At 63.1% G+C, this 22,113-nt stretch carries 23 protein-coding genes and 1 tRNA gene; 7 read left to right on the forward strand and 17 right to left on the reverse strand.

The window, feature by feature from the left end:
• Window positions 1–12 precede the first annotated feature (12 nt).
• A complete protein-coding gene (locus tag FAX90_RS03095) occupies window positions 13–1,419 on the forward strand; it encodes a DEAD/DEAH box helicase (protein WP_144095429.1) in 1,407 nt (468 codons plus the stop codon).
• Between the two features lie 73 nt (window positions 1,420–1,492).
• Here the strand turns inward: FAX90_RS03095 and pgsA are convergent, their stop codons facing one another.
• Window positions 1,493–2,044: a CDP-diacylglycerol--glycerol-3-phosphate 3-phosphatidyltransferase gene (pgsA, locus tag FAX90_RS03100; protein ID WP_144095431.1), complete on the reverse strand. Its 552-nt coding sequence runs from the start codon at window positions 2,042–2,044 to the stop codon at window positions 1,493–1,495.
• A gap of 113 nt (window positions 2,045–2,157) precedes the next feature.
• Here pgsA and FAX90_RS03105 point away from each other — a divergent pair, with 113 nt between their 5' ends.
• Window positions 2,158–3,471 carry an MFS transporter gene (locus FAX90_RS03105; RefSeq protein ID WP_144095433.1) on the forward strand — a complete coding sequence of 438 codons (1,314 nt, stop codon included), beginning with the start codon at window positions 2,158–2,160 and terminating at the stop codon, window positions 3,469–3,471.
• A gap of 10 nt (window positions 3,472–3,481) precedes the next feature.
• On the opposite strand, the gene FAX90_RS03110 is transcribed toward FAX90_RS03105, so the two are convergent.
• The 7 genes from FAX90_RS03110 to FAX90_RS03140 form a co-directional block, all read right to left on the reverse strand.
• Window positions 3,482–3,769, reverse strand: a complete 288-nt coding sequence (locus tag FAX90_RS03110) for a hypothetical protein (RefSeq protein WP_144095435.1) — start codon at window positions 3,767–3,769, stop codon at window positions 3,482–3,484.
• Window positions 3,770–3,909: 140 nt separating this feature from the next.
• Window positions 3,910–4,326 (reverse strand): EVE domain-containing protein, encoded by a 417-nt coding sequence (locus FAX90_RS03115; protein WP_144095437.1) that lies wholly within the window; start codon window positions 4,324–4,326, stop codon window positions 3,910–3,912.
• An 89-nt stretch (window positions 4,327–4,415) separates the two neighbouring features.
• Window positions 4,416–6,950 carry a DNA ligase D gene (ligD, locus tag FAX90_RS03120; RefSeq protein ID WP_144095439.1) on the reverse strand — a complete coding sequence of 845 codons (2,535 nt, stop codon included), beginning with the start codon at window positions 6,948–6,950 and terminating at the stop codon, window positions 4,416–4,418.
• Entirely contained in the window at window positions 6,947–7,444 is a 498-nt protein-coding gene (locus FAX90_RS03125) for an MgtC/SapB family protein (protein WP_144095441.1), read from the reverse strand. The genes ligD and FAX90_RS03125 overlap by 4 nt, the downstream gene beginning before the upstream one ends.
• Window positions 7,444–8,280 carry a non-homologous end joining protein Ku gene (gene ku, locus FAX90_RS03130; protein WP_144095443.1) on the reverse strand — a complete coding sequence of 279 codons (837 nt, stop codon included), beginning with the start codon at window positions 8,278–8,280 and terminating at the stop codon, window positions 7,444–7,446. The genes FAX90_RS03125 and ku overlap by 1 nt, the downstream gene beginning before the upstream one ends.
• Before the next feature lie 64 nt (window positions 8,281–8,344).
• Window positions 8,345–8,420 (reverse strand) — tRNA-Ala (locus FAX90_RS03135).
• Between the two features lie 166 nt (window positions 8,421–8,586).
• A complete protein-coding gene (locus FAX90_RS03140; protein WP_144095445.1) occupies window positions 8,587–8,898 on the reverse strand; it encodes an FYDLN acid domain-containing protein in 312 nt (103 codons plus the stop codon).
• 175 nt (window positions 8,899–9,073) lie between these two features.
• On the opposite strand from FAX90_RS03140, the gene aroA reads away from it, so the two are divergent.
• The 5 genes from aroA (at window position 9,074) to gloB (ending at window position 14,211) form a co-directional block, all read left to right on the forward strand.
• The gene (aroA, locus tag FAX90_RS03145; RefSeq protein WP_144095447.1) at window positions 9,074–10,411 is read left to right on the forward strand and encodes a 3-phosphoshikimate 1-carboxyvinyltransferase; all 1,338 of its coding nucleotides are present in this window, start codon (window positions 9,074–9,076) and stop codon (window positions 10,409–10,411) included.
• Window positions 10,408–10,662 carry a CBU_0592 family membrane protein gene (locus tag FAX90_RS03150; protein ID WP_240704691.1) on the forward strand — a complete coding sequence of 85 codons (255 nt, stop codon included), beginning with the start codon at window positions 10,408–10,410 and terminating at the stop codon, window positions 10,660–10,662. Before aroA ends, FAX90_RS03150 begins: the two co-directional genes overlap by 4 nt.
• Window positions 10,659–11,282, forward strand: coding sequence for a (d)CMP kinase (locus FAX90_RS03155; protein ID WP_144095449.1), 624 nt, complete (start codon window positions 10,659–10,661; stop codon window positions 11,280–11,282). The genes FAX90_RS03150 and FAX90_RS03155 overlap by 4 nt, the downstream gene beginning before the upstream one ends.
• Window positions 11,283–11,537: 255 nt before the next feature.
• Window positions 11,538–13,244: a 30S ribosomal protein S1 gene (gene rpsA / locus FAX90_RS03160; RefSeq protein WP_144095451.1), complete on the forward strand. Its 1,707-nt coding sequence runs from the start codon at window positions 11,538–11,540 to the stop codon at window positions 13,242–13,244.
• A 208-nt stretch (window positions 13,245–13,452) separates the two neighbouring features.
• Window positions 13,453–14,211 carry a hydroxyacylglutathione hydrolase gene (gloB, locus tag FAX90_RS03165; RefSeq protein ID WP_144095453.1) on the forward strand — a complete coding sequence of 253 codons (759 nt, stop codon included), beginning with the start codon at window positions 13,453–13,455 and terminating at the stop codon, window positions 14,209–14,211.
• 6 nt (window positions 14,212–14,217) lie between these two features.
• On the opposite strand, the gene FAX90_RS03170 is transcribed toward gloB, so the two are convergent.
• From FAX90_RS03170 to FAX90_RS03210, 9 genes are all read right to left on the reverse strand, one after another.
• On the reverse strand, window positions 14,218–15,291 hold the full coding sequence (locus FAX90_RS03170) for a PAS domain-containing protein (protein ID WP_144095455.1): 1,074 nt from the start codon (window positions 15,289–15,291) through the stop codon (window positions 14,218–14,220).
• Between the two features lie 88 nt (window positions 15,292–15,379).
• Window positions 15,380–15,985, reverse strand: a complete 606-nt coding sequence (locus FAX90_RS03175) for a F0F1 ATP synthase subunit B family protein (protein ID WP_144095457.1) — start codon at window positions 15,983–15,985, stop codon at window positions 15,380–15,382.
• Window positions 15,985–16,470: a F0F1 ATP synthase subunit B family protein gene (locus FAX90_RS03180; RefSeq protein ID WP_144095459.1), complete on the reverse strand. Its 486-nt coding sequence runs from the start codon at window positions 16,468–16,470 to the stop codon at window positions 15,985–15,987. Before FAX90_RS03180 ends, FAX90_RS03175 begins: the two co-directional genes overlap by 1 nt.
• A 101-nt stretch (window positions 16,471–16,571) precedes the next feature.
• A complete protein-coding gene (locus tag FAX90_RS03185) occupies window positions 16,572–16,799 on the reverse strand; it encodes a F0F1 ATP synthase subunit C (RefSeq protein ID WP_066552832.1) in 228 nt (75 codons plus the stop codon).
• Window positions 16,800–16,838: 39 nt separating this feature from the next.
• A complete protein-coding gene (locus FAX90_RS03190; RefSeq protein ID WP_420810963.1) occupies window positions 16,839–17,597 on the reverse strand; it encodes a F0F1 ATP synthase subunit A in 759 nt (252 codons plus the stop codon).
• Between the two features lie 73 nt (window positions 17,598–17,670).
• Window positions 17,671–17,988 (reverse strand): AtpZ/AtpI family protein, encoded by a 318-nt coding sequence (locus tag FAX90_RS03195; protein WP_144095463.1) that lies wholly within the window; start codon window positions 17,986–17,988, stop codon window positions 17,671–17,673.
• 173 nt (window positions 17,989–18,161) lie between these two features.
• Window positions 18,162–18,569, reverse strand: coding sequence for a YdbL family probable chaperone protein (locus tag FAX90_RS03200; protein WP_144095465.1), 408 nt, complete (start codon window positions 18,567–18,569; stop codon window positions 18,162–18,164).
• Complete coding sequence (locus FAX90_RS03205; protein ID WP_338080237.1) at window positions 18,569–18,784, reverse strand: YnbE family lipoprotein; 216 nt, start codon at window positions 18,782–18,784, stop codon at window positions 18,569–18,571. Before FAX90_RS03205 ends, FAX90_RS03200 begins: the two co-directional genes overlap by 1 nt.
• A 59-nt stretch (window positions 18,785–18,843) precedes the next feature.
• The gene (locus tag FAX90_RS03210; RefSeq protein WP_144095466.1) at window positions 18,844–22,044 is read right to left on the reverse strand and encodes an intermembrane phospholipid transport YdbH family protein; all 3,201 of its coding nucleotides are present in this window, start codon (window positions 22,042–22,044) and stop codon (window positions 18,844–18,846) included.
• Window positions 22,045–22,113 lie beyond the last annotated feature (69 nt).

Here is a 22,113-nt window from a genome sequence, read left to right on the forward strand (position 1 = left end):
CGAGTGTATTCAATGTCCTATTTCAAAGAACTCGGCCTTGCCGAGCCCATTCTCCGCGCGCTTGAAGCAAAAGGCTATACCGAGCCTTCGCCGATCCAGCGCCAGGCGATCCCTTCCCTTATGGAAGGCCGCGACCTCCTGGGCATCGCGCAGACCGGCACCGGCAAGACCGCCGCGTTCTCGCTGCCGTCGCTCCATCGCCTTGCCGCACAGGGTTACAAGCCCAATCCCGCCTCGTGCCGGATGCTGGTGCTTTCGCCGACCCGCGAACTGGCCGCCCAGATCGCGGAAAACATGAGCCGTTATGCCAAGCACCTGCCGATCAACGTCGAATGCGTTTTCGGCGGCGTTCCGGTGGGCAAGCAGGCCCGCCGACTGGTGCCCGGCACCGACGTGCTGGTGGCGACGCCCGGCCGCCTGCTCGACCTCATCGACCAGCGCGCCCTGACGCTCAAGGATGTCGAGATCTTCGTGCTCGACGAAGCGGACCAGATGATGGACCTCGGTTTCATCAAGCCGCTGACCCGCGTTGCCAACCTGCTTCCCAAGAATCGCCAGTCGCTGTTCTTCAGCGCGACGATGCCCAAGGACATCGCCGACCTGTCGCGCCGCTTCATCAACGATCCGGTCAAGGTCGAGGTCGCCCCGCAGGCAACCACGGCAGAGCGTGTCGAACAGTACGGTACTTTCGTCAATCAGGCTGAAAAACAGGCTCTGCTGACCCTTTCGCTTCAGGCAGGCCTTGCCAGCGGCGAAATCGAAAAGACGCTGGTCTTCACCCGCACCAAGCACGGTGCCGACCGCGTCGTGCGCCATCTTGCCGCCGCCGGCATCAACGCCGCCGCGATCCACGGCAACAAGACGCAGGCCCAGCGCACTCGCGCGCTTGACGGGTTCCGCGCCGGCAACGTTCCTGTCTTGGTCGCAACCGATATCGCAGCGCGCGGCATCGACGTGACGGGCGTGTCCCACGTCTTCAACTTCGAAATTCCCAACGTGCCCGAACAGTACGTGCACCGCATCGGCCGTACCGCACGCGCCGGCGCCGACGGTGTTGCGATCAGCTACATCGCGCCGGATGAAAAGCCCTATATCCGCGACATCGAAAAGCTGACGGGCGTGCGCCTGACGCCGATGCCGCTGGTCGAGAATTTCACCAAGCGCGCCGAAAGCCTGCCCAAGCCCAGCCGCAAGCCGGCCGGTGCCGAATATGGCGATCGTTCTGACCGCGGGGCCCGCAAGCCGCGCGGAGGAAAGAACGGTGGCAGCAACCGTGATTTCGATCAGCGCAAGGCGCGCAAGGCCAAGGAAAACCGCGGCGACGGTCAGCCGCGCGACGACATGGGACGCAAGCGGCGCTTCAAGCCCAAGGGCGCAAACGGTGTCGGCGCGCACAAGAGCGCGGTTCGCGCCCGCTGATCCGAACCAGATGAAAAAACGAAGGGCGGTGGCCGAAAGGCTGCCGCCCTTTTTGTTTGAGCACCCCTGGGCCTCAATCCATGTGACGCAGGCCGATGCGCAGGTAATCCCAGCCCGTCAGCGCCGTCAGCGCCGCCGCGGCCCAAAGCGAGCCGATCCCCGTCCAGTACACGAAATCGATCGTCGGCAGCGCACCCGACAGGATCAGCGCGCCCAGCGAAACCATCTGAAACGTCGTCTTCCACTTGGCCAACCGGGACACCGGAACGGAAACCTGCACCCCTGCAAGGAACTCCCTTAGCCCCGAGACCATTATCTCTCTGAGAAGAATGACGAGAGCGGCAAGGACATGGATCGAGGGAATGATGCCAGTGTGCACCAGCACCAGAATAACGGCCGCGACCATGATCTTGTCCGCGATCGGATCGAGAAAGATGCCCAGCCGGCTGACCCGCCCGCTGGCCCGGGCCAGCATGCCGTCGAAGAAATCGGTAATGCCCGCGACACAATAAAGCCCGAAGGCCAGCCAATGGCCCACGGTCCAGTCCGGCCACCAGAGGAAAAATACCAGCAGCGGGACCGCGAAAATGCGCGAAAGCGTCAGGAGGTTTGGAAGTGTCAGCATTATCTCAAGCTATGTCCGATAACGGCGCATAGCGTGAAAGCGCCGCGCACAAAAGCGTATCCGGGACTTGTGCCTAATCCGCGACCCGTTAAGGACTGTAGAACTCCCCCCGCATGATGATGTCCACCAAACTCCTGTCGCGTCGACGCTTCCTACCGTTGTTTACGACGCAGTTGCTGGGCGCGTTCAACGATAATCTCTACAAGAACGCGATGGTGTTGTTCGTGGTGTACCAGGTGTACAGCTCCACGGCAGAGGAAGCGCGCTTTTCCGCGATCGCATCGGGGCTGTTCACCCTTCCCTACGTCCTCTTTTCCGCGCTGGCGGGCCAACTTGCCGACATGCGCGACAAGGCCGCGATCGTCAGGATCGTGAAACTGGCCGAAATCGGCATCATGGCGGTCGGCGCCACGGGTCTCGTCCTTGCCTGGCAGGGCATCATGATCGAAACGCTGGCCATCCCGCTGATGCTGGCGGCGCTGACGGGGCTTGGCGCCCATTCGACGTTCTTCGGGCCGATCAAGTACGCGATCCTGCCGCAGCACCTGAAAAAGGGCGAAGTTCTTTCGGGCACGGGCTTGGTGGAGGCAGGGACTTATCTTTCGGTTCTGGCCGGGACGATCCTTGCCGGGTGGATCCCGGTAGAGGCCGCCGCCGCGCTGATCATGGTGCTGGCCGGGATCGGCTGGTTCGCGGGACGCCAGATCCCCGATGCCCCCGCACAGGCGACCGGCGAGACGATCGACTTCAACATTATCCGGTCCTCCATCCGCGTGGTGAAGGCGACGATGGATGAAAAACGCGTCTTCTACGCGATCATGGCGATCAGTTTCTTCTGGACCATCGGCGCCGTGCTGTTCATCGAATTCCCCCCGCTGGCCAAGAACGTGCTGTCCGCGGGCAAGGAAGTGGCCAGCCTGTTCCTGGTCATCTTCTCGGTCGGGGTCGCCATCGGGTCTATGGCCATCAACCTGCTTTTGAAGGGCGAGGTTTCGGCTCGCTATGCGCCGATTTCGGTGGTGGTCATGGGTCTGTTCATCGTGGCCTTCCACCTGGTGTGCAAGGCATGGGTGCCGCACGAAGGCGGGCTCTATACCGTGATGGACTTTGCCACCCTGCCCCTCGCCATTCCGCTGATGCTATGCCTTCTGGGCGTGGCCATCGCGGGCGGCATGTTCGTCGTACCGCTCTATGCATTCCTGACGACGGTGGTCGACAAGTCGCAGACCGCGCGCACGGTGGCGGCCAACAATATCGTGAATTCAGGCGCCATGGCGGCAGGCGCGATAATCGCGATGGGCCTTACCGAAGGCGGCGTGCCGATCGTGGACCAACTGCTGCTGGCAGCGGCGATGTCGATTGGTGCGGCCTGGCTGGGATGGATCCTCTACCGCGCAGAGCTGGCCGAACCCGCGCTGGCCGAATAAGTCGCGCTGATCAGGCGATCATGCACATGACGGCGATGAAGCAGGCGCTATAGGCCATCAGGAAATCCTTCACGTCCTGAGACGAGAATTTCGAAAGCAGACCCTTTGCCGCTTCACCTTCCATCGGCAGCGCGCTTTCGCGGCGGCGGCCGAAGATGGGACGACGGATCATCGCAGAGCGGAACTTCATGCGCCCGGTGCGGGCGGGCATCGAGATGGCGGCGTTCTGCATCATCGGGTTCGTACCTTCGTCCTTGGTCCTTTTCGGCGCGCCGCGATCAAGTCCGGCATTACCCAAGAGAACGCCCGTCTGGCGATAACGTTTCTTTAACTAATGGACTTTATCCCTTGCAAACAGGGTCTTTGCGCCTGCCGCCCCGCTTCGGGACAGGTGCGTTAACCATCGTCTTGTCCTGCCCGCGCGGGCCGGAGGGAATCTCAGCCCTTTTTCGACATCGACAGGATTTTTTTCCATTCGTCGGGCATGACCTCCGATACAGACAGGCGCATCAACTTCACCAGTTCCATCTCTTCCAGCGAAGGTTCGGCCTTGACCTGCTTTAGCGTGACGGGATGCTTCAGCTTTTCGACCGGCTTGACCTTCACCGCGGCCCATTTGCCGGTTTCGTCCGTGGGATCGGTGATGCCATCGACGCTGATCTCGACGATGCCGACGATCTCCAGCCCCTTGTTCGAGTGGTAGAAGAAAGCCTTCTCGCCCTTTTTCATCGCGGCAAGGTTGTTGCGTGCGCGGTAATTGCGAACCCCGTCCCACGTTCCCTCGCCTTCCTCGACGAGATCGTCCCACGAATAGACGTCGGGTTCCGATTTCATCAGCCAGTAGCGTTTGGCCATCGCGGGGGTCTCCTTGGGTTATTGCTGCAATTGCCTTCTAGGCAGCAGGCCGCATGGCGCAACCATAGGCGCGCGCAAACCTGTGCAAGTCAGACGTCGGGCAGCGACTGATCGGCAAAACCCCAGCCGGAAAGCGCCTTGTGCCCAGCCCTCGCCAATAGCTTCTTCGCGTCCTCGATAGAGAACTGCTGCGCGTCGGGCATGTCCTCAAGCTCGCGCCAGGACACCGGAACCGCAACAGGCGCACCGCTGCGCGCACGGGCCGAAAAAGGGAGAACCGAAGTCGAACCGCGCTGGTTGCGAAGCCAGTCGATGAAGATCTTGCCCTTGCGCTTGGCCTTGCTCATCGTCGCGGTGAAGCGGTCCGGCTCTGCCAGTGAGAGTGCCTCTGCGAAACGGCGCGCGAAATCCTTGTGCGCGTCCCACGAATGGCCTGTCCGCAACGGTACGATGACGTGAACTCCTTTCCCGCCGGACAGCATGGCAAAACTGGTCAGCCCAAGATCGGCCAGCCGGTCGTGAATGTCCTTTGCCGCGCGTTTGACGTCGGCGAAATCCAGCCCCTCGTCAGGGTCGAGATCGAAAACCAGCTTGTCGGGCGCTTCGACATCGTCGGTCCGCGCGCACCAGCCGTGAAACTCGATCGTCCCCATCTGGACGCAGGCCAGCAGACCCGGCGCATCCTCGACATAGAGGTAGTCCTCCGCACCGCCGTCCTTCTCGGTAATGGGGACATGGTGGACATGGGGTCCGAACGATCCGCTGTCGTGTTTCTGGAAAAAGCACTTCTTCGACCGCCCCTGCGGACACCGCACGAGGCTGACCGGCCTCTGGCCTGCGAACGGCAGCATCAGGGGCGCGATCTCGGCATAATAATCGGCAAGGTCGCCCTTGGTCTGGCCGCTGTCGGGAAAGACCACCCTGTCGCGGCTCGAAATCTCGACCGCATCGGCAGGTTCGGGGGCGCGGGCCGCCCGCTCGGGAACGATGTCCTTTGCCACCTTGTCGCCTCGCAGTCCAAGGTAGCTGCCGTGGCGAACGTTGCCGTCGGCGGTGAACTCGGCAAAGGCGATTTCGGCGACGAGCTTCGGTGTCAGCCACGTCACGCCGCGCGCGCTGGCCTTGTCGACCGTGGCAGGCGGGGTCTTGCGCTCCAGCCGCTTCATCTTCGCGGACAGGTCTTCCATCGCGTCCATCGTGAAGCCGGTGCCGACATTGCCCTTGTAGACGAGATCATCGCCTTGGTGCTGGGCCAGCAACAGCGAGGCAAAGGGCCGCCCCTTCGCGCTGGATTTCTTCCAGCCGATGACGACAAATTCCTGCCGCCGCGTGCACTTTACCTTCACCCATGCCTTCGTGCGGGACGAGCGGTAGGGCGCATCGATCTTTTTCGAGATGATCCCTTCCTGCCCGGCGGCGCACATCGCGTCGTAAAGCTTTTCGCCAGCGCCGATGACATGATCGGCGACATGGATCGGCGGCGCGGCATCGGCCAACAATGCCTCCAGCCGTTCCTTGCGTTCGATATTGCTGCGCGGAGCAAGGTCTTCGCCATCCAGCTCCAACAAGTCGAAAGCGTGGAGCGCCAGGGCATCGCCAGCCCCTTGCGATCCATGACCGCGCTTCAACACCGCCTGCAAGGTCGAAAAGTCCGGGTTGCCATCCTTGTCATGCGCCGCGACTTCACCGTCGATCAGGCACGGCGGCAGGTCCAGCGCGGCGATCGCTTCGACCAGCGGGCCGAACTTGTCGGTCCAGTCCTTGCCGTTGCGGGTCCAGACCGTCACGTCCTTGCCCGCCGCCGCGACCATCACGCGATAGCCGTCGAACTTGATCTCGTGCATCCAGCCATTGCCTGCCGGCACGGCATCGACCAGCGTCGCCAGTTGCGGCTTGCGGTATTTGGGCGGCTTGCAGCTTGCGCGTTTCTTTACAGGCGCCTTGGTCTTGCTCTCGTTGCGACTTGCCGCCTTATGCATTTGCGCGGCGAAATCGGCACCCTTCTTGCCCGCAAGCGAATATGCGCCCTGCTTGTCCGCCGCGATTTCCGCCATCGAACGGCCCGTCAGCACGCTGGTCAGCTCCCGCTCGATCAGCGGATCGCCCTCCTCGGCATATTCGTCCTGCAACTTGCGCAGAAGCCAGTTCTCGCGCTTTTCGCCCTTGCGCGGTTTCAGCCGGATCAGCAGCCATTCGCCCTTCATCCGCTCTCCGGTCAGGATGAAGTGCAAGTGCCCCTTTTCCAGGTCCTTCCAGCTCTTGCCCTCGATCGGCTGCCACGTCCCCCGGTCCCACAGCATGACCGTGCCGCCGCCGTATTCCTCCTTGAGAATCACGCCCTCGAACTCGGCATAGGACATCGGGTGATCCTCGGTCCGCACGGCGAGCCGCTTGATGTCGGGATCGGGCGACGGCCCCTTGGTGACGGCCCAGCTTTTCAGCACGCCATCCGCCTCCAACCGCAAGTCCCAGTGCAGGCGCGTTGCATCATGCTTCTGCACGATAAAGCGCGCGCCGCCCTTGTCGGGATCGGCGGCCTTCTTATCCCTCTCGCCTTTGGGTTCCGCGGTCTTCGCGAAATCCCGCTTGGCGTTGTAATCGGCAAGAGGATCGGACCGGCTCATCGATCCGCGGCCTCACCTTCATCGTCATCTTCGAGCCTGCGATCTCCCCCCATCCACTTTTCGGTCAGCCGCAGGATCGTAATCATGACGACGCTGATCACGAAGCCTATCGCGACCAGCGGCCATTGCCCCGCCCCGCAAGCGATGCCGAGCACCGATGCCAGCCATAAATGCGCCGCCGTCGTTATGTTGTGGAGCTTGCCCTTCGAAAAAACGATCAGCCCCGCCCCGACGATCCCGATAAAGGCTCCTGTCGCCTCGAACAGGCGCAACGGGTCCATCCGCCCAGGGCCAAGCTGCATGTAAAGCGCAAGAACCGAAATGGTGGTCGCGGCAGCGGAGAAGCAGACCAGGCCATGCGTACGCAGTCCTGCCGCATGCCCCCGCAGTTCCCGGTCCAGCCCGAGGAGAAGACCGATGACGGCAGCGACCCCTAAGCGGAGCAGAACCTCGGTATCGATCCAGTGGAGCGCAGTCGCCTCGTTCAGTTCCATCAGGCGCTCTTGCGTCGGTTCGTCGGCTTCTTCGCCGCGGGTTTGTCCTCGCTCACCGACTGCTTGAGTGCGGCCATGAGGTCGATAACGTTGGAGCCCGACTTGCCCGAAGGTTTGTCCACGTCCTCAATGACTTTCTTGCCGCTCTTCGACTTGGCCTTCTTGTCGATCAGCTTTTTCAGCGCATCGGAATAGCGGTCATGGAACTCGCTCGCATCGAAGGGCGCGCTGCGCTGGTCGATCAGGGTAGTGGCGAGGTCGAGCAGTTCCTTCTTGGGCTTGCTCTCCTCGATATCGGCGAAGAACGCCTGCCCTGCGCGAACTTCGTCGGCGTAGCGCAGCGTTTCCATCAGGAGTCCCTTGCCGCAAGGCTTGATCGCGACCAGCGTTTCGCGCCCGCGTACCGACAACTGGCCCAGCCCGACCTTCTTGGCCTTGCGCAGCGCCTCGCGCAGGACAACGAAAGCTTCTTCGGCCAGATCGTCCGATGGGGCGACGTAATAGGGCTTTTCGAAATAGAGCGGGTCGATCTCGCACGAATCGACGAACTGGACGAGCTCCAGCGTCTTCTTGCTCTCCAGCTTGACCGCCTCGATCTCCTCGTCATCGAGCAGGACATAATTGCCCTTGGAAATCTCGTAGCCGCGGATGATGTCGTCGCGATCGACCGGACCGATGCCGGGCACCACTTTTTCATAAGCGATGCGCTTGCCCGAAGGTTCGTGGATCTGGCGAAAGCTGATCTTGGCGCCGGACTTTGTCGCGGCATAGGCCTCGACCGGGATCGAGACGAGCGCCAGCCTGATCTGGCCCTGCCAATATGCGCGTGCAGCCATGCGGAAATTTCCTTTCGGAAGCATCAGCGCACGAGCAGTCAAATTGTTTCATGAAGGAGGTCGATGGTGGAGCCGAGGGGGATCGAACCCCTGACCTCTACAATGCCATTGTAGCGCTCTCCCAGCTGAGCTACGGCCCCAATTTTCCATCGATTTGCGAATGCCCTGGGAGGCATCGCGGTCCCGACCGCGTCGGGAAGCGGCTCTTTAGGGAGAGCCTTTTTCGCTGGCAAGAGGAAAAATCATCCCGCCACAAAAAGCCTGCTGCGCGACCGGGTACGGAATACCCGGTCGCGCGCGCGGCGATCAGGTCTCGTCGTCGTTGTCGTCCTTGGCCTTGGCGACGCCAAGATCGTCGTCACCGCCAAGATCGACGTCGTTGTCGGGCGAATCGTCATCGTCGTCGATGTCGAGATCGTCATCCGCCAGATCGTCGTCGTTCTGCTCCACTTCCTTCTTTTCTTCGAAGGGAATCGGCTGCTTCGACTTCAACACGGGTTCGGGCGTCCACTCGTTACCGCATTCGATGCAGGTAACCGGATCGTCCTTGCCGAGATCGTAGAAGCGGGTGCCGCACTTCGGGCAGGTGTGCTTCGCACCCCATTCGGGCTTGACCATGAATATCCTCGTTCGAAACCGCGCCTCCGCTTCGGCGGCGCCTTGATTGCTGCAATAATCTGGGCAGGCAGGGGCCGGGCTTCAAGCGCCCTGTCCCCGCCGGGGAGCGCGCGCCTTGCCATAGGGGCGCGCCCCTGTCAAAAGCCGCCGCCAAACCCGCGACCCACGGACAGCCATGAGCCACGCAAATATCCCCACTCCACGCAATTTCAAGCCGGGCGCGCCGCTGACCGGACGGATCACCGTTCCGGGCGACAAGTCGATCAGCCACCGTTCGTTGATGTTCGGCGCGCTGGCGGTTGGCCGCACCACGGCAAAAGACCTGCTCGAAGGCGAAGACGTGATGGCGACCGCCGCCGCGATGCGCGCCATGGGCGCCCGGATCGTGCGCGAGGACGATGGCACTTGGACGATCGACGGCGTGGGTGTCGGCGGCCTGCTGCAGCCCGAAACCGCGCTGGACATGGGCAATTCCGGCACTTCGACGCGTCTTTTGCTGGGCGTGGTCGCCAGCCACGGCATTACCGCGACTTTCACCGGCGATGCCAGCCTGTCAAAACGCCCGATGGGCCGCGTGATCGAACCGCTGTCCTTGATGGGCGCCGATTTCACCTCCAGTCCCGGTGGCCGCCTGCCGCTGACGATGCGCGGCGCGCATCCGGCGGTACCGATCGAATACCGCCTTCCCGTCGCCAGCGCGCAGGTGAAAAGCGCGGTTCTGCTCGCCGGGCTCAACACGCCGGGCGTGACCCGCGTGATCGAACCCGTCGCCACGCGCGACCACACCGAACGCATGCTGACCGGATTCGGTGCCGACCTGACCGTCGAGGAAGTGAATGGTGAGCGAATCATCGACATTCGCGGTGAGGCCGAGCTTCGTCCGCAGGACATCGTCGTGCCCGGCGACCCGTCCTCCGCCGCCTTCTTCGTCGTTGCCGCCTTGCTTGTGCCCGGATCGGATCTCGTGGTCGCCAATGTCGGGCTGAACCCGACGCGCGCCGCGCTGTTTGACGTGCTACGCGCCATGGGCGGTTCGATCGAGGAAGTGGACCGCCGCGACGTCGGCGGAGAGCCGGTTGCCGACTTGCGCGTCCGTCATTCCGAACTTTCCGGGATCGAGGTCGATCCCGCCGTCGCCCCGGCCATGATCGACGAATTTCCCGTGCTCTTCGTAGCCGCCGCCCTGGCCAAGGGCCGCACCGTGACGACCGGCCTCGACGAACTGCGCGTCAAGGAATCGGACCGGCTGAGCGCCATGGCCGAGGCGCTGACGCTGGCCGGTGCCAGTGTCGAGGAGCGCGAGGACGGCCTCGTTATCGAAGGAACCGGCGGCGAACCGCTTGCCGGTACGTCGGGCGAACCTGTCACCACGCATCTCGACCACCGTATCGCGATGAGCATGGCCGTCGCAGGACTTGCCAGCCGGAGCGGTGTGGAGGTCGACGACACGTCCCCCATCGCGACCAGCTTCCCGACGTTCGAGGCGCTTCTGGCACAGGCGTCGGGCGCGTGACCCCGCTCGACATCCCGACCCTGATCGGCTTCGTCGGCATGGCCTGCATCATCTTCGCCTATGCCTACATGACCGGCAAGGCGGACCCCAACCCGTTCGTGCAGCACGGCGTCAACCTCGTTGGCGCGATCCTGCTGGCCATATCGCTCTACTATCATCCCAACCTGCCCTCGATGGTGCTGGAAGGTTTTTGGGCCGCGATCGCTATCTGGGGCATTGCCAAGGCTCTCAAGACCCGGAGGACCGCATGATCATCGCCGTCGACGGCCCCACCGCGTCGGGCAAGGGCACGATCGCCAAGGCGCTGGCCACGCACTTCGGCCTGCCGCATCTCGATACCGGCCTGCTCTACCGCGCGGTCGGCAAGCAGACGGTGTTGAACGGCGGCAACCCCGACGATCCGCTGGATGCCGTGCGCGCCGTGGACTTTCCCGACAGCCTGCTGGACGATCCCGACTTGCGCAGCGAGGCCAGCGGCGCGCTGGCCAGCAGGGTTTCGGTTCACAAGGGCGTTCGCGCAGCCCTGCTCGAACGCCAGCGCGCTTTCGCCGCACAGCCCGGCGGTGCGGTTCTCGACGGCCGTGACATCGGCACCGTCATCGCGCCCGATGCGGACGTGAAGCTGTTCGTGACCGCCAGCGTCGCGGCACGCGCCGATCGCCGCCATGCCGAAAGCCTGTCGCGCGGCCACGCGGTCACGCTCGACGAAATTCGCGCCGACCTTGCCGCCCGCGACGAACGCGACCGCAACCGCGCCGAGGCCCCGTTGGTCGAAGCGGCGGACGCCATCCTGCTCGACAATTCGGACCTTGATGCCAAGGCATCGGTCGCCGAAGCGATCAGGCTGGTGGAAGAAGCGCTGGCGGCATAAGGACGGCGCGATAATCCGGCCGAAAACCCCGGAAGTTCGCCAAAAACCGGCTTTTTCCTTGCCTTCATCGCCCGATGGGCGTAACGGCGCGCGGTCCCGAAAGCCCCCGCGGCTTGACGGATGCCGTGGACCGCATTCGGCGCCCGCGGCAGTTCGGCCCTTTTGGCCCGCCGATGCAATGGTGCAGATGGCGGAGGAAAGACCGGCGGAAAAACCGCCTGGCCGGAAAATCGACAAACGGGAATACCCCAAACCATGGCCACTTCGGCAAACCCGACTCGCGACGATTTCGCGAAAATGCTCGACGACATGCTTGGTAACGAGGCCGATGGCGGCTTCGAAGGCCGCGTCGTCAAGGGCACCGTCACCGCAATTGAAAACGACAAGGCCGTCATCGACGTCGGCCTGAAGAGCGAAGGCCGCGTCCGCCTCGCCGAATTCGCCCGCCAGGGTGAAGATCACGGCTTGAAGGTCGGCGACGAAGTCGAAGTCTATGTCGACCGCGTTGAAAACGCCGACGGCGAAGCAATGCTGTCGCGCGACCGCGCCCGCCGCGAAGCTGCCTGGGACCGTCTCGAAAGCGAATTCGGCGAAGGCAAGCGCGTCGAAGGCCAGATCTTCGGCCGCGTGAAGGGCGGCTTCACCGTCGACCTCGACGGCGCCGTGGCCTTCCTGCCCGGCTCGCAGGTCGATATCCGTCCGGTCCGCGACATTGCCCCGCTGATGGGCATTCCGCAGCCGTTCCAGATCCTGAAGATGGATCGCCGCCGCGGCAACATCGTCGTGTCGCGCCGCGCCGTCCTCGAAGAAACCCGCGCCGAACAGCGCAGCGAACTCATCGGCAACCTGGAAGAAGGCCAGGTCATCGAGGGCGTCGTCAAGAACATCACCGATTACGGTGCGTTCGTCGACCTCGGCGGCATCGACGGTCTGCTCCACGTCACCGACATGAGCTACAAGCGCGTCAACCACCCGAACGAGGTGGTGAACATCGGCGACACCGTCACTGTCCAGATCGTCCGCATCAATTCGGAAACGCAGCGCATCTCGCTCGGCATGAAGCAGCTTGAAAGCGATCCGTGGGACGGCGTTGGCGTGAAGTACCCGGTCGGCGCAAAGCTGTCGGGCACCGTCACCAACATCACCGAATACGGCGCATTCGTCGAACTGGAACCGGGCATCGAAGGCCTCGTCCACGTTTCGGAAATGAGCTGGACCAAGAAGAACGTCCACCCCGGCAAGATCGTCTCGACCTCGCAGGAAGTCGAAGTCATGGTTCTCGAGGTCGACGCCGACAAGCGCCGCATCTCGCTCGGCCTCAAGCAGGCCCAGTCGAACCCCTGGGACGACTTCGCAGAGAAGCACCCGATCGGCTCGACCGTCACCGGCGAAGTCAAGAACGCGACCGAATTCGGCCTGTTCATCGGCCTTCCGGGCGACGTCGACGGCATGGTTCACATGTCGGACATCGCATGGGGCATCTCGGGCGAAGACGCCCTTGCCCTGCACCGCAAGGGTGAAGAAGTCGAAGCCGTGGTTCTCGACGTCGACGTCGACAAGGAACGCATCAGCCTCGGCATGAAGCAGCTCGAAAAGGGCGCACCGGCAGTCGGCGCGGCTCCGGGCGGCACGGGCCTTCGCCGCGGCGAAGTCGTCACTGTCACCGTTCTCGAAGTCCGCGATGGCGGTCTCGAAGTTCAGGTCGGAGACGATGGCGCAACCGGCTTCGTCAAGCGTTCGGACCTTGGCCGCGATCGTGACGAACAGCGTCCCGACCGCTTCCAGCCCGGCCAGAAGGTCGACGCAATGGTCACCGGTTTCGACCGCACCAAGAAGCCGAACTTCTCGATCAAGGCGCGTCAGATCGCCGAAGAGAAGCAGGCCGTGGAACAGTACGGTTCGTCGGATTCGGGCGCTTCGCTCGGCGACATCCTCGGCGAAGCCCTCAAGGGCAAGAACTGAGCCGAAGTGTCGGCGGCACAAGTTCGCTTGTGCCGTCCTGACACCAGGCCGGCCGGCGGGCCATAAGGCCCGTTCGACGTCATGGGATTTACTCCCATGACGGTCCCCGGCCCCGATAAAAATCGAAAGGCCCGCCGTGCATTTTGCCGGCGGGCCTTTTGCTTTGTGAGCCTCCCTTCCCTATCTTTCTCCGGATAAGGAGCCTCCCATGATCGAAGTTCACCAGTTCCCCTGTTTGTCGGACAACTACGGCTATCTGCTGCACGACACCGACAGCAATGAAACCGTGTGCATCGATACGCCCGACGCTGAGGCCTATATGAAAGAGGCCGCCGCGCGCGGCTGGCAGATCACGCAGATCTGGAACACCCACTGGCACCCTGACCATGCCGGCGGGAACGAAGCGATCAAGGCGGCAACCGGCTGCACCGTAACCGCCCCTGCCGGTGATGCGGCAAAGATTGCGGCTATCGACGTTACGGTCGAAGGAGGCGATGTTGTGCGCATCGGTGCATACGAAGCCCAAGTCATCGACGTCGGCGGCCATACCAACGGGCACATCGCCTATTACCTGCCCGAGGCGGGAATCGCCTTCGTCGGCGACGCCGTCTTCGCGCTGGGCTGCGGACGAATGTTCGAGGGCAATCCCGAACAGTTCTGGCAAAGCCTGAAGCGCGTCCGCGAACTTCCGGACGAGACCCTGCTTTACTGCGCCCACGAGTATACCGAGGCCAATGCCCGTTTTGCGATACACGCGGACCCCGAAAACCAGGCGCTTTGCGACTATGTCGAGGAAATCAAGGACCGCCGCAGCCGCGGCCTTCCGACGGTTCCGGCACGGCTTGGCCGTGAGATCGAGACCAATCCCTTCCTGCGGGCAGACGATCCGGTCATGCAGGCCCGGTGGGGCGGCGACGGTGCCGTCGGGACTTTCGCACACTTGAGAAGCGCGAAAGACAGTTTCTAAAGGCGCTTAGCTCTTCTGGGCCAGGGGCACGCGGAAGCTGACCATCAGGCCGTCCTCGTCCCAGCTATGCGTTGCCGGCCCCGGCAGGGCAGCAGACATCCGCATGACGAGACGCAGGCCCGTGCCGTGCACGATATCTTTCGACAGCGGAACGTCCAGCCATTCGCGCCAGATGAATTCCGCCTCGGTCTCGCCCAGATCGACGCGAAGGTCGACCTTGCCGCCCCTGCCCGAAAGCGCACCGTGCGTGTGGGCATTCGAATCCAGTTCGCCCAGGACGATCGCGATCGTTCGCGCCGTTTCCGCGTCGATCATCCCGCACAAGGCGCCCGACATTGAGAAACGCTCCGACTTTTTCATCTGCGCGCAAAGCCCGTCCAGCAGGTCGGCAAGTGCCAGTGAATTCGACCCGGCTTTCGCCGAAAGGCCAAGCGCGATGTTGAGCCGGTCGAGCCGTTCCATCAACCGTTCGGTCCGGTCGAGGCCTTGCGCATCGTTTCCCAGCGAAATGCGGGCAAGTGCGCCGATCAGGGCAAGCTGGTTCGACGCCTTGTGAATCAGTTCGGCTTCGCCGGAGTGCGTATCGTCCCGTTGCCGGTGGCGTGTTATGTCACGCGACGTGCACAGGACGTGGGCGGGCCAGCCGTGCTTGTCGCGGATCGGGCTTGCATATACTTCCCACCAGCGGTCTTCGCCCTTGGCAGTCGGGCAATAGGCCTCGAACCGCGTCTTGCGACCCTTGGCAGCCTCTGCGATCGCGCCGGTCAAAGCCGCGCGGCTTTCCTCTGGCCACATCTTTAGCAATTTCCGGCCAGCGACAGCCGCGAAATCGTCGATCTGCATGGCATGACGACCGTTGGGGTTCATGTACTCCAGATCGCCTTCGAGGCTTAGTACCTTGATGCAGTCGGGACTTTGATCGAGAATGGCCCAAACCAATTCCCGGTCATCGACCCCCGCATTACTGAGATGAAGCGTTTCGCCCACAACCACGACCCCATGGCGCACAAACTGCGTTTTGTGCTCGCGTGAAATAGCAACGATTGCATTCAGAGTCGACCCGGCGCATCCCGATCGCACCCTGACGCAAAAAAAGGCGGAACATCAGGCCCGCCCTTTTTTTCAGAAGCCGGTCTGATCGGAAGCGAATCCGATCGGATGGCGAGTGTCAGAGACTGGAGATCGTCTGGTCGACGAGCGAGCTGTCCGCGGCCTGGTCATGCCGCTTGGCAATGATCGAGGCTGCACCGGCAGCCGATGCCCGAGCGGCCTTGGCGCGAAGTTCGTCGATCGCGGCGCGTTCGGCACCGGCGATCTTTTCTTCGGCCATCTTCTGGCGGCGCGCGACCATGGCGGTGGAGTCGGTCTCGGCCTTGGCAACGATGGTATCGGCTTCGTGGCGAGCATGCTCGAGCATGCTCGCTGCGTCCTTTTCGGCCCCGGCGATCTTGTCGGCATACTCCTTGCGGAGCGCCTCTGCCTCGGCGCGAAGCTGCTTTGCCTCGTCAAGCTGCGACTTGATCTCCGCGATCTTCTTGTCGAGCCCGCCGGCGATCAGCTTGGGCACGCCCTTCCACAGAAGCACGCCGATGAAGACGAGCATCGCGAGGCTGATCCAGGCGAAGGGACCGATGAAACCGAAAGCAACCGGTTCGGCGTGTTCGGTGCCGGCGTGGCCAGCCTGTTCCATGCCCTGTAGTTCGGTGGCGTGTTCGAGGTTTTCCTCGACCATGGCCGATCCGTCAGCGGCAAGAACGACGGTCAGGGTGCTCATCACATCGCCTCCTTAACGGCGGGGCGGGCTTCGGCGGCGGAAACCTCGATACCGGCAAGACGCTTCACGATGTCGGCAGCGGCCTCGCTGGCTACTTCCTCGATCTCTGCGGCGGCAGATGCACGGGCCTCGGCGATACGTGCCTCCGCCTCGGTCAGCCTGGCATCGATGCCGGTCTGTGCGGCGGCCAGCTTCTTTTCGGTGCTGGCGGCGGCTTCCGCCTTGGCCTTGGCGATAAGGGCCTGGGCCTCTGCGCGGTTGGCGTTTTCACGCTCCCGCCAGGCGGCTTCTTCGGCATCGGCCTTGTTACGGGCGGCTTCCGCAGCAGCAAGGTCGTCCGAGATCTGCTTGTCACGCAGGGCGACGGTATCCATCACCTTGGGGACCATGCCCTTGCCGACGATGAAGAAGACCAGGCCGAAGATCAGCAACAGCCAGAAAATCTGACTGGAGTAGGTCGCGGCCAACTGTTCTATCTGAGGCATCGCAAATGGCGTCCTGTTACGGGATCAAGCAGCTAGAAATTCAAAGCATCCTTCTCCGGCCCGCCCGTAAATCGGACGGACCGGGAAAGGAAAGCGTTCGATCAGGCGACGAAGATCAGGATCATCGCGACGACGAACGAGAGCAGGCCAAGAAGTTCGGCGGCGGCGAAGCCGATGAACAGGCGGCCCTGCTGGCCGTCGGCAGCACCCGGATTGCGCAGCGCGCCTTCGAGGAACTTGGCGAAAACGTTACCAACGCCGAGCGAGGCGAGGCCCGCACCAAGAGCGGCGAGACCGGCACCGAGCAGCTTTGCGGCTTCTGCGTCCATTGTAAAAACTCCTTTGGAAAACTTGTCGTGTTGAACAGATCAGTGAAGGTTTTCAGCGTCGTTGAGATAGACGCTGGTAAGCAGTGCGAAGACGTAGGCCTGAATGCCCGCGACCAGGATTTCGAGCGCACAGATACCGATCATCAGGATGAAGCTCGGGATACCGGCGATGGCGAAATACTGCATGCCTGCATTGCTGGAGCCGATGACGAAGCTCGACAGCACTTCCAGCAGGACGTGCCCGGCCATCATCGCGACGAAAAGACGCAGGCCAAGGCTGAAGGGGCGGACCATGAAACTGATCATCTCGACCACGAAGATGATCGGGATCATCGGGACGGGCGTGCCGTGCGGCACGAAGAGCGAGAAGAAGTGCAGCTTGTGCTTCGCGAAACCGACGATCAGCACGATGCCGAACGAAATGATCGCGAGAATGCCGGTCACGGTGAAGTGGCTGGTGAATGTGAAGGGGTGCAGGCCGATGACGCCCAGCGGCAGGAGGCCGAGGATGTTGCCGAACAGGATGAACATGAACAGCGAGAAGATGTAGGGAACGTACTTGCGCCCGTTCTTGCCGATGTTCGCTTCGAGCATGTCGTCGATCAGGCCGGTGAAGCTTTCCACCGCCATCTGCCAGCGACCGGGCACCAGCTGACGCTTCATGCCGCCGAAAACGAAGGCCCACAGCGCAAGCGCCGAGATCGCCATCCACACCGTCGAATTGGTGATGGCGATATTGTAGCCGAGCAGTTCCAGGTGATCCGTACCGAACATCGGCTGGATCGTGAACTGATGCATCGGGTCGACTTTGGCTTCGGTTGCCACGCGTGTTTCCCTGTCGCCTTATGAACGACAGCGCCCTTCCTGACTATCAGTCGGGGCGCCGGTTCGAAATTCGTATGATGTTCCTGAAGGCGACCACCATTCCGAGGAACAGCATCACCAACAGACCCCAGGGCGACGTTCCAGCAAACCGGTCGATAACCCAACCGATCAGCGCGCCACCTGCGAGACCACCGATGAGTTCCGCCAGCACTCTGGATCCCAGGCGATAGTTCGCGTCGGGAGCCTGTACCTGCGGTTGGATGCGAGCGTCTTCCCGCTCCCGCGCGGCTTTAAGCCGGGCTTCGAGCGAATCGATGCGAACATCCTCACCAATGGGTTCCCGATCGGACCGATCATCGTTCATGCAGGTTCCTCCCGTTGAAAGGCCCGGCAAGCGCGACAAGCTGCCCGTCGAGGGCGCGGACCCTTTAGGAAAGGGGTTACGCCAAGTCAACATGGCCCAATGGTCGTATTCAAGCTATTTTGCGGCACTGCAAAATGCCGGAGCACTGCCCCTGCCCGAAAGCCGCGTGCGAATCAGCCTGCGGCGGGGCAGCGCGGGTCGACGCGGGCCGGGCCGCTACCGCGTGTCTGCCAGCTTCCGTCAGGGGCCTGGTACTTTTCACCAGGCGCGGTTCGCGCGATCAACAGGCAGCCCTGGGTAAAGGCGAATTCCTCGATCGTGACGCCCTGTGCGCGGGCGCGGTCGGCATAGCTGGCCTTGCGGCGGATATTGAGATCGTTGACCAATTTCTTGAGGTCGGACGACGGATTTCCGACGAAGCCGAGATAGCCGTCCATCTTCTCGCCGATCGTACCGTTGGCGCGGCCTGCGGCATAGGCCGGGTCGCGCTGCGCGAAGGCGGGCGAAGCGACGGTTGCCAGCGCACCTGCGGCAAGCAGGGCGGCGGCGATGTTGCGAAATGTCTTGCCGGTTGCGGGCATCAGAAAATCTCCGGGTTTTCCTCGATGTTCTCTTCCGCGGAATCGACGAGGCGGTAGAGCACTTCCTGTTTGATGTTCACGTTCAGCTCGATCACGATCGGTTCGGCCGGCGCATTCACGTTGACGCAGGCCGCCAATGCCGAAAAGCCCGCGACCATAGTGCCGCAGGCGATCAGGCGTTGCCAGTCCAGTGCCCTGCCCCTTGGAAAATCCATCGGGGCCGTGTTTGCACCGGCGGCCGCCGGCGTCAATCGAGCCATCCATCGTGCTCCACTCATTGCATTCTCTCGCTTTCCGGTGGCTGAATGCCTTCTTCAACCGGGGTGATATCCTCGCCCAGCACCGCCTCGCCCGAGGGGACGAGCGTATTTCCGCTCACGTCGATCAGGCCCAGTTCGCGTGGATCGCGCACCGAGGCCGGGTCGTAGAGCGACTTGAAGCTGGACAGCAGCTGGTAGAACGGCGCGCGCACGTTCACGTCGAAACGGATCGGCAGCGATGCGAGGCGCCGGGTGATGATGTTCTTCTTCGCGCCATCGCCCTGTTTGACCCCGTCGATCTTCACCCGCGTCACGATCTCGCCGTCCAAATTGCCGTCGAGCCCGATTCTCATTGCCGTGTAATCGAGCGATTTGAGCGCATCGAAAGCGAAGTTGGCGATGGCGTTCAGGTCCTCGTAGGTCAGCGCGCCGACATAGGACACATTGCCCCCCGGCGGCCGTGACGTGAGCACGCCGCCTTCGATGCGACCGCCGTTTTCGTCAAAGATCAGCGGGATCGTGCCGTCGAATGTGCCTGTCGCGCTGAGGTTCGCAAGCTCCATACGTTCAACGAAACGGGCAGCGTCCAGGCCCTCGATCTCGAAGACGTAGCTGCGCACCTCGGTCTGGCCCAGGTTGATCCGCGTGGGCCGCATGGTCAGCGTGCCGCCCAGGAACGGAAACTTCGCGTCGTTGAGTTGCAGGGCCAGTTCCGGCTCGATCGTGAAATCGACGATGCCATCCTCGACCACGATGCCGGGATTGACCTCGGCGATGGAAACCCGCTGATTCGGCGCGGTTTCAAGCGCGAGCAGGTCGGTGAATTCGACCGTGCCGGACAGCCCGCGGACCGGACCGAAGGCGGCCGCGAAATCCAGCGAATCGGTAGAGAACGACCCCGTCGAGGTAACGCCATCCTTGCCCCAGTCGATCCGGCCCTTGCCCGTGACCGTGCCATAGGCATTGGCGATCGTGCCGAGCGCAAGGCGCGTGACGGTATCTGGCTGCAAGCCATCGTCGAAGGTGATCCCGTCCACGGAAAGGTCCGCATGGCCGGTGCTGGTGCCCAGCGCATGGACGATATCGACGCCGACGACCGCGCGACCAGTCGTCTCTTCGCGCAACAGCGCGTCCGCGACGATCGTATTATCGGCAAAGACAAGCTCGGCATCGCGCGCGATCATCGGCTGAAAGCGGGCATCGGCCTGACGGTCCGTCACGCGCAGAGTGCCGTTTTTGACGATCAACGAATCGTCGCGCCATGCCCAAGTGCCCGAGGCCTGAGTGATATCCAGCGGCACGTCGGCAAGTCGGAATTCAGCATCGGCGAACGTGCCCGCGATCTCTCCGCCGATATCCGCGGTCAGTTCGCTCAACCGGAATCGCGTCGCGCTCGCTTCCTCGCCAAGCGCGATATCGAGATCGCGTGCAACAAACGTACCGGGAATGCCGATCCCGACGGGACCACCGCGAATCGTGGCGGGCGTGTCGCCAAGCGTTCCGGCCAGATCGAGCGAAGGGACACCGGCGGCAAAGCGCGTTCCCGCCGAATCGCTGCGCAGGATAGCGCTGTTTTCAGGAGAGCAGAGCGTCAGCGACTGGTCCTGCAAGGTCAGGCTGGCCAGTTCGAGCCGGGCAAATCGCGGCGTGACGCATCCGGGCCAAAGAGCAAGACCGCCCCCTGGCTTCCAGCCGCCGGTAACGGGGAGTTGCAACGATTCGACCCGGCCGCCGGGTATCGCGCCAGATGCTTTCACCATGCCCGAAAGCTGCAGGAAGCCCGCAGTGTTCTGCCTGATTTCCAGCGACGGGATAGCCAGCCGCGAATCGCCCTCGGCATATTCGGCCATCGAAAGCTGCATGGTGATGCCGCCCGCGCCGCTCTGTTCCATCCGGCCCGAAATGCGCGGCATCCCGCGCCCGCCGCTTTCGAACGCGCCCGCGAACCGCGTGCGGCCATCGTCGGTGAGCGATAGCTGCCCGCGTGAGATGGACAGCAGGGTATCCCCGCCCTGCCCCCGCCAGGCGGCACTGGGGACGATGACGGTGCGCCCGTCCGGCCCGATGCGCGCCTGTACGTCGGCGTCGAACGTGCTGCGCCGCCCTTCCCTTGCCAGCGCCGAGCGCAGCTTGGCGACGAGCGGCGCACCGAGCGTGCCTTCGGCAAGCTGCTGATACCCGGCGAGCTGTCCGTCGAAGCCCTGACCCGGCCTGAGCCCTGCGCCCCGCAAGCTGCCGTCGAAGGCGACGTTGGCAAAGCCATCGCGTGCCCGCACCGCGCCTTCGACCGCGAAGCGGGTTATGTCCGCCCCCGCGATCCGTGCATCGGCCGCCGTGAGGTCGAGATTGCTGGTAAGGCCGTCCTTGTTCAGCGCGATCGCGATTTCCCCCGCGATGCTACCGACCGACTGCCCTGCGCTTGCCAGCCGCCCGCTCAACACATCGGCCTTGCCGTCGAAACCGTCGAACTGCCGCGTGCCCGTCAAGTCGAGTGCCAGCATCGCCTGCCCCAGCGAGAAGTCCGTTTCCGAACAGTCGACACCGGAAAGCCGCAACGGACCTTCGAATCGCGGACGTTGCCCCGTGATCGAAACAGTTCCGTAAACCGAAGCGTCGCTGAGCGTGCAGTCCCCGTCCGAAAGTCTGGGCGCAACTGCCCCGATCACGCCGGAGAAACCGCCGTGCAAGTGGCCCGAACCTGCCAGCTTCACACCGATGTCGCCATAGTCGGAGCCGAGCAGCGCGCGCCCGTCATCGATCGCGACCCGCATGTCGGGAAGCTCGAACGGCTGGTCCGAAGGGCCGGTATAGATGACCCTGTCGAGCGTGCCGAAGCTCATCCTGCCATCGACCAACCGTCCGTAAAGCCGGGGCTTCACCAGCCGGATCGCGGCGATCTGAGGGCTTCCGAAGCGATAGCGCAGGGTAATTTCGGCCCGCTCTATCGTCATGTCGGGGCGGTCCGGATCGCCGATCACGACATTGTCGATCACCTGCATCGATGGACCGATCGAGGCGATGTCGTAAGTCGCGGGCAGGTCGTAGCTTTCCAGCGTATCGGCGATCAGCCCGTCGGCAAGATCCTTGCGCACGGTCCAGACGCCGCCGACGACAAGCGCCAGCGCCGCCACGCCGCCCAGCGCGATTCGGCCAAGCCGTTTGCGCCGCCGCGGGGGCAGATCGGGCTGTTCATCGATTTCGGCGGATTGGTTCATGCTTCTTTCTTACAGGCCGCGACCGGACAATCGATCCACGGTTCGCAGGCGCGCGGAACTTGCGCGGGC

Source organism: Croceicoccus sediminis (assembly GCF_007570835.1).
In the GTDB taxonomy this organism is placed as follows: Bacteria; Pseudomonadota; Alphaproteobacteria; order Sphingomonadales; family Sphingomonadaceae; genus Croceicoccus; species Croceicoccus sediminis.

What these genes read in the sequence shown, in the direction of transcription:
- FAX90_RS03095 (WP_144095429.1), top strand. Translation starts at nt 13, where the DNA reads ATGTCCTATTTCAAAGAACTCGGCCTTGCCGAGCCCATTCTCCGCGCG.
- FAX90_RS03195 (WP_144095463.1), bottom strand. Translation starts at nt 17,988, where the DNA reads ATGAACGATGATCGGTCCGATCGGGAACCCATTGGTGAGGATGTTCGC.
- pgsA (WP_144095431.1), bottom strand. Translation starts at nt 2,044, where the DNA reads ATGCTGACACTTCCAAACCTCCTGACGCTTTCGCGCATTTTCGCGGTC.
- FAX90_RS03185 (WP_066552832.1), bottom strand. Translation starts at nt 16,799, where the DNA reads ATGGACGCAGAAGCCGCAAAGCTGCTCGGTGCCGGTCTCGCCGCTCTT.
- FAX90_RS03190 (WP_420810963.1), bottom strand. Translation starts at nt 17,597, where the DNA reads ATGCATCAGTTCACGATCCAGCCGATGTTCGGTACGGATCACCTGGAA.
- FAX90_RS03210 (WP_144095466.1), bottom strand. Translation starts at nt 22,044, where the DNA reads ATGAACCAATCCGCCGAAATCGATGAACAGCCCGATCTGCCCCCGCGG.
- FAX90_RS03175 (WP_144095457.1), bottom strand. Translation starts at nt 15,985, where the DNA reads ATGAGCACCCTGACCGTCGTTCTTGCCGCTGACGGATCGGCCATGGTC.
- gloB (WP_144095453.1), top strand. Translation starts at nt 13,453, where the DNA reads ATGATCGAAGTTCACCAGTTCCCCTGTTTGTCGGACAACTACGGCTAT.
- FAX90_RS03115 (WP_144095437.1), bottom strand. Translation starts at nt 4,326, where the DNA reads ATGGCCAAACGCTACTGGCTGATGAAATCGGAACCCGACGTCTATTCG.
- FAX90_RS03125 (WP_144095441.1), bottom strand. Translation starts at nt 7,444, where the DNA reads ATGGAACTGAACGAGGCGACTGCGCTCCACTGGATCGATACCGAGGTT.
- FAX90_RS03200 (WP_144095465.1), bottom strand. Translation starts at nt 18,569, where the DNA reads ATGCCCGCAACCGGCAAGACATTTCGCAACATCGCCGCCGCCCTGCTT.
- FAX90_RS03140 (WP_144095445.1), bottom strand. Translation starts at nt 8,898, where the DNA reads ATGGTCAAGCCCGAATGGGGTGCGAAGCACACCTGCCCGAAGTGCGGC.
- rpsA (WP_144095451.1), top strand. Translation starts at nt 11,538, where the DNA reads ATGGCCACTTCGGCAAACCCGACTCGCGACGATTTCGCGAAAATGCTC.
- ligD (WP_144095439.1), bottom strand. Translation starts at nt 6,950, where the DNA reads ATGAGCCGGTCCGATCCTCTTGCCGATTACAACGCCAAGCGGGATTTC.
- aroA (WP_144095447.1), top strand. Translation starts at nt 9,074, where the DNA reads ATGAGCCACGCAAATATCCCCACTCCACGCAATTTCAAGCCGGGCGCG.
- ku (WP_144095443.1), bottom strand. Translation starts at nt 8,280, where the DNA reads ATGGCTGCACGCGCATATTGGCAGGGCCAGATCAGGCTGGCGCTCGTC.
- FAX90_RS03155 (WP_144095449.1), top strand. Translation starts at nt 10,659, where the DNA reads ATGATCATCGCCGTCGACGGCCCCACCGCGTCGGGCAAGGGCACGATC.
- FAX90_RS03105 (WP_144095433.1), top strand. Translation starts at nt 2,158, where the DNA reads ATGATGATGTCCACCAAACTCCTGTCGCGTCGACGCTTCCTACCGTTG.
- FAX90_RS03205 (WP_338080237.1), bottom strand. Translation starts at nt 18,784, where the DNA reads ATGGATTTTCCAAGGGGCAGGGCACTGGACTGGCAACGCCTGATCGCC.
- FAX90_RS03180 (WP_144095459.1), bottom strand. Translation starts at nt 16,470, where the DNA reads ATGCCTCAGATAGAACAGTTGGCCGCGACCTACTCCAGTCAGATTTTC.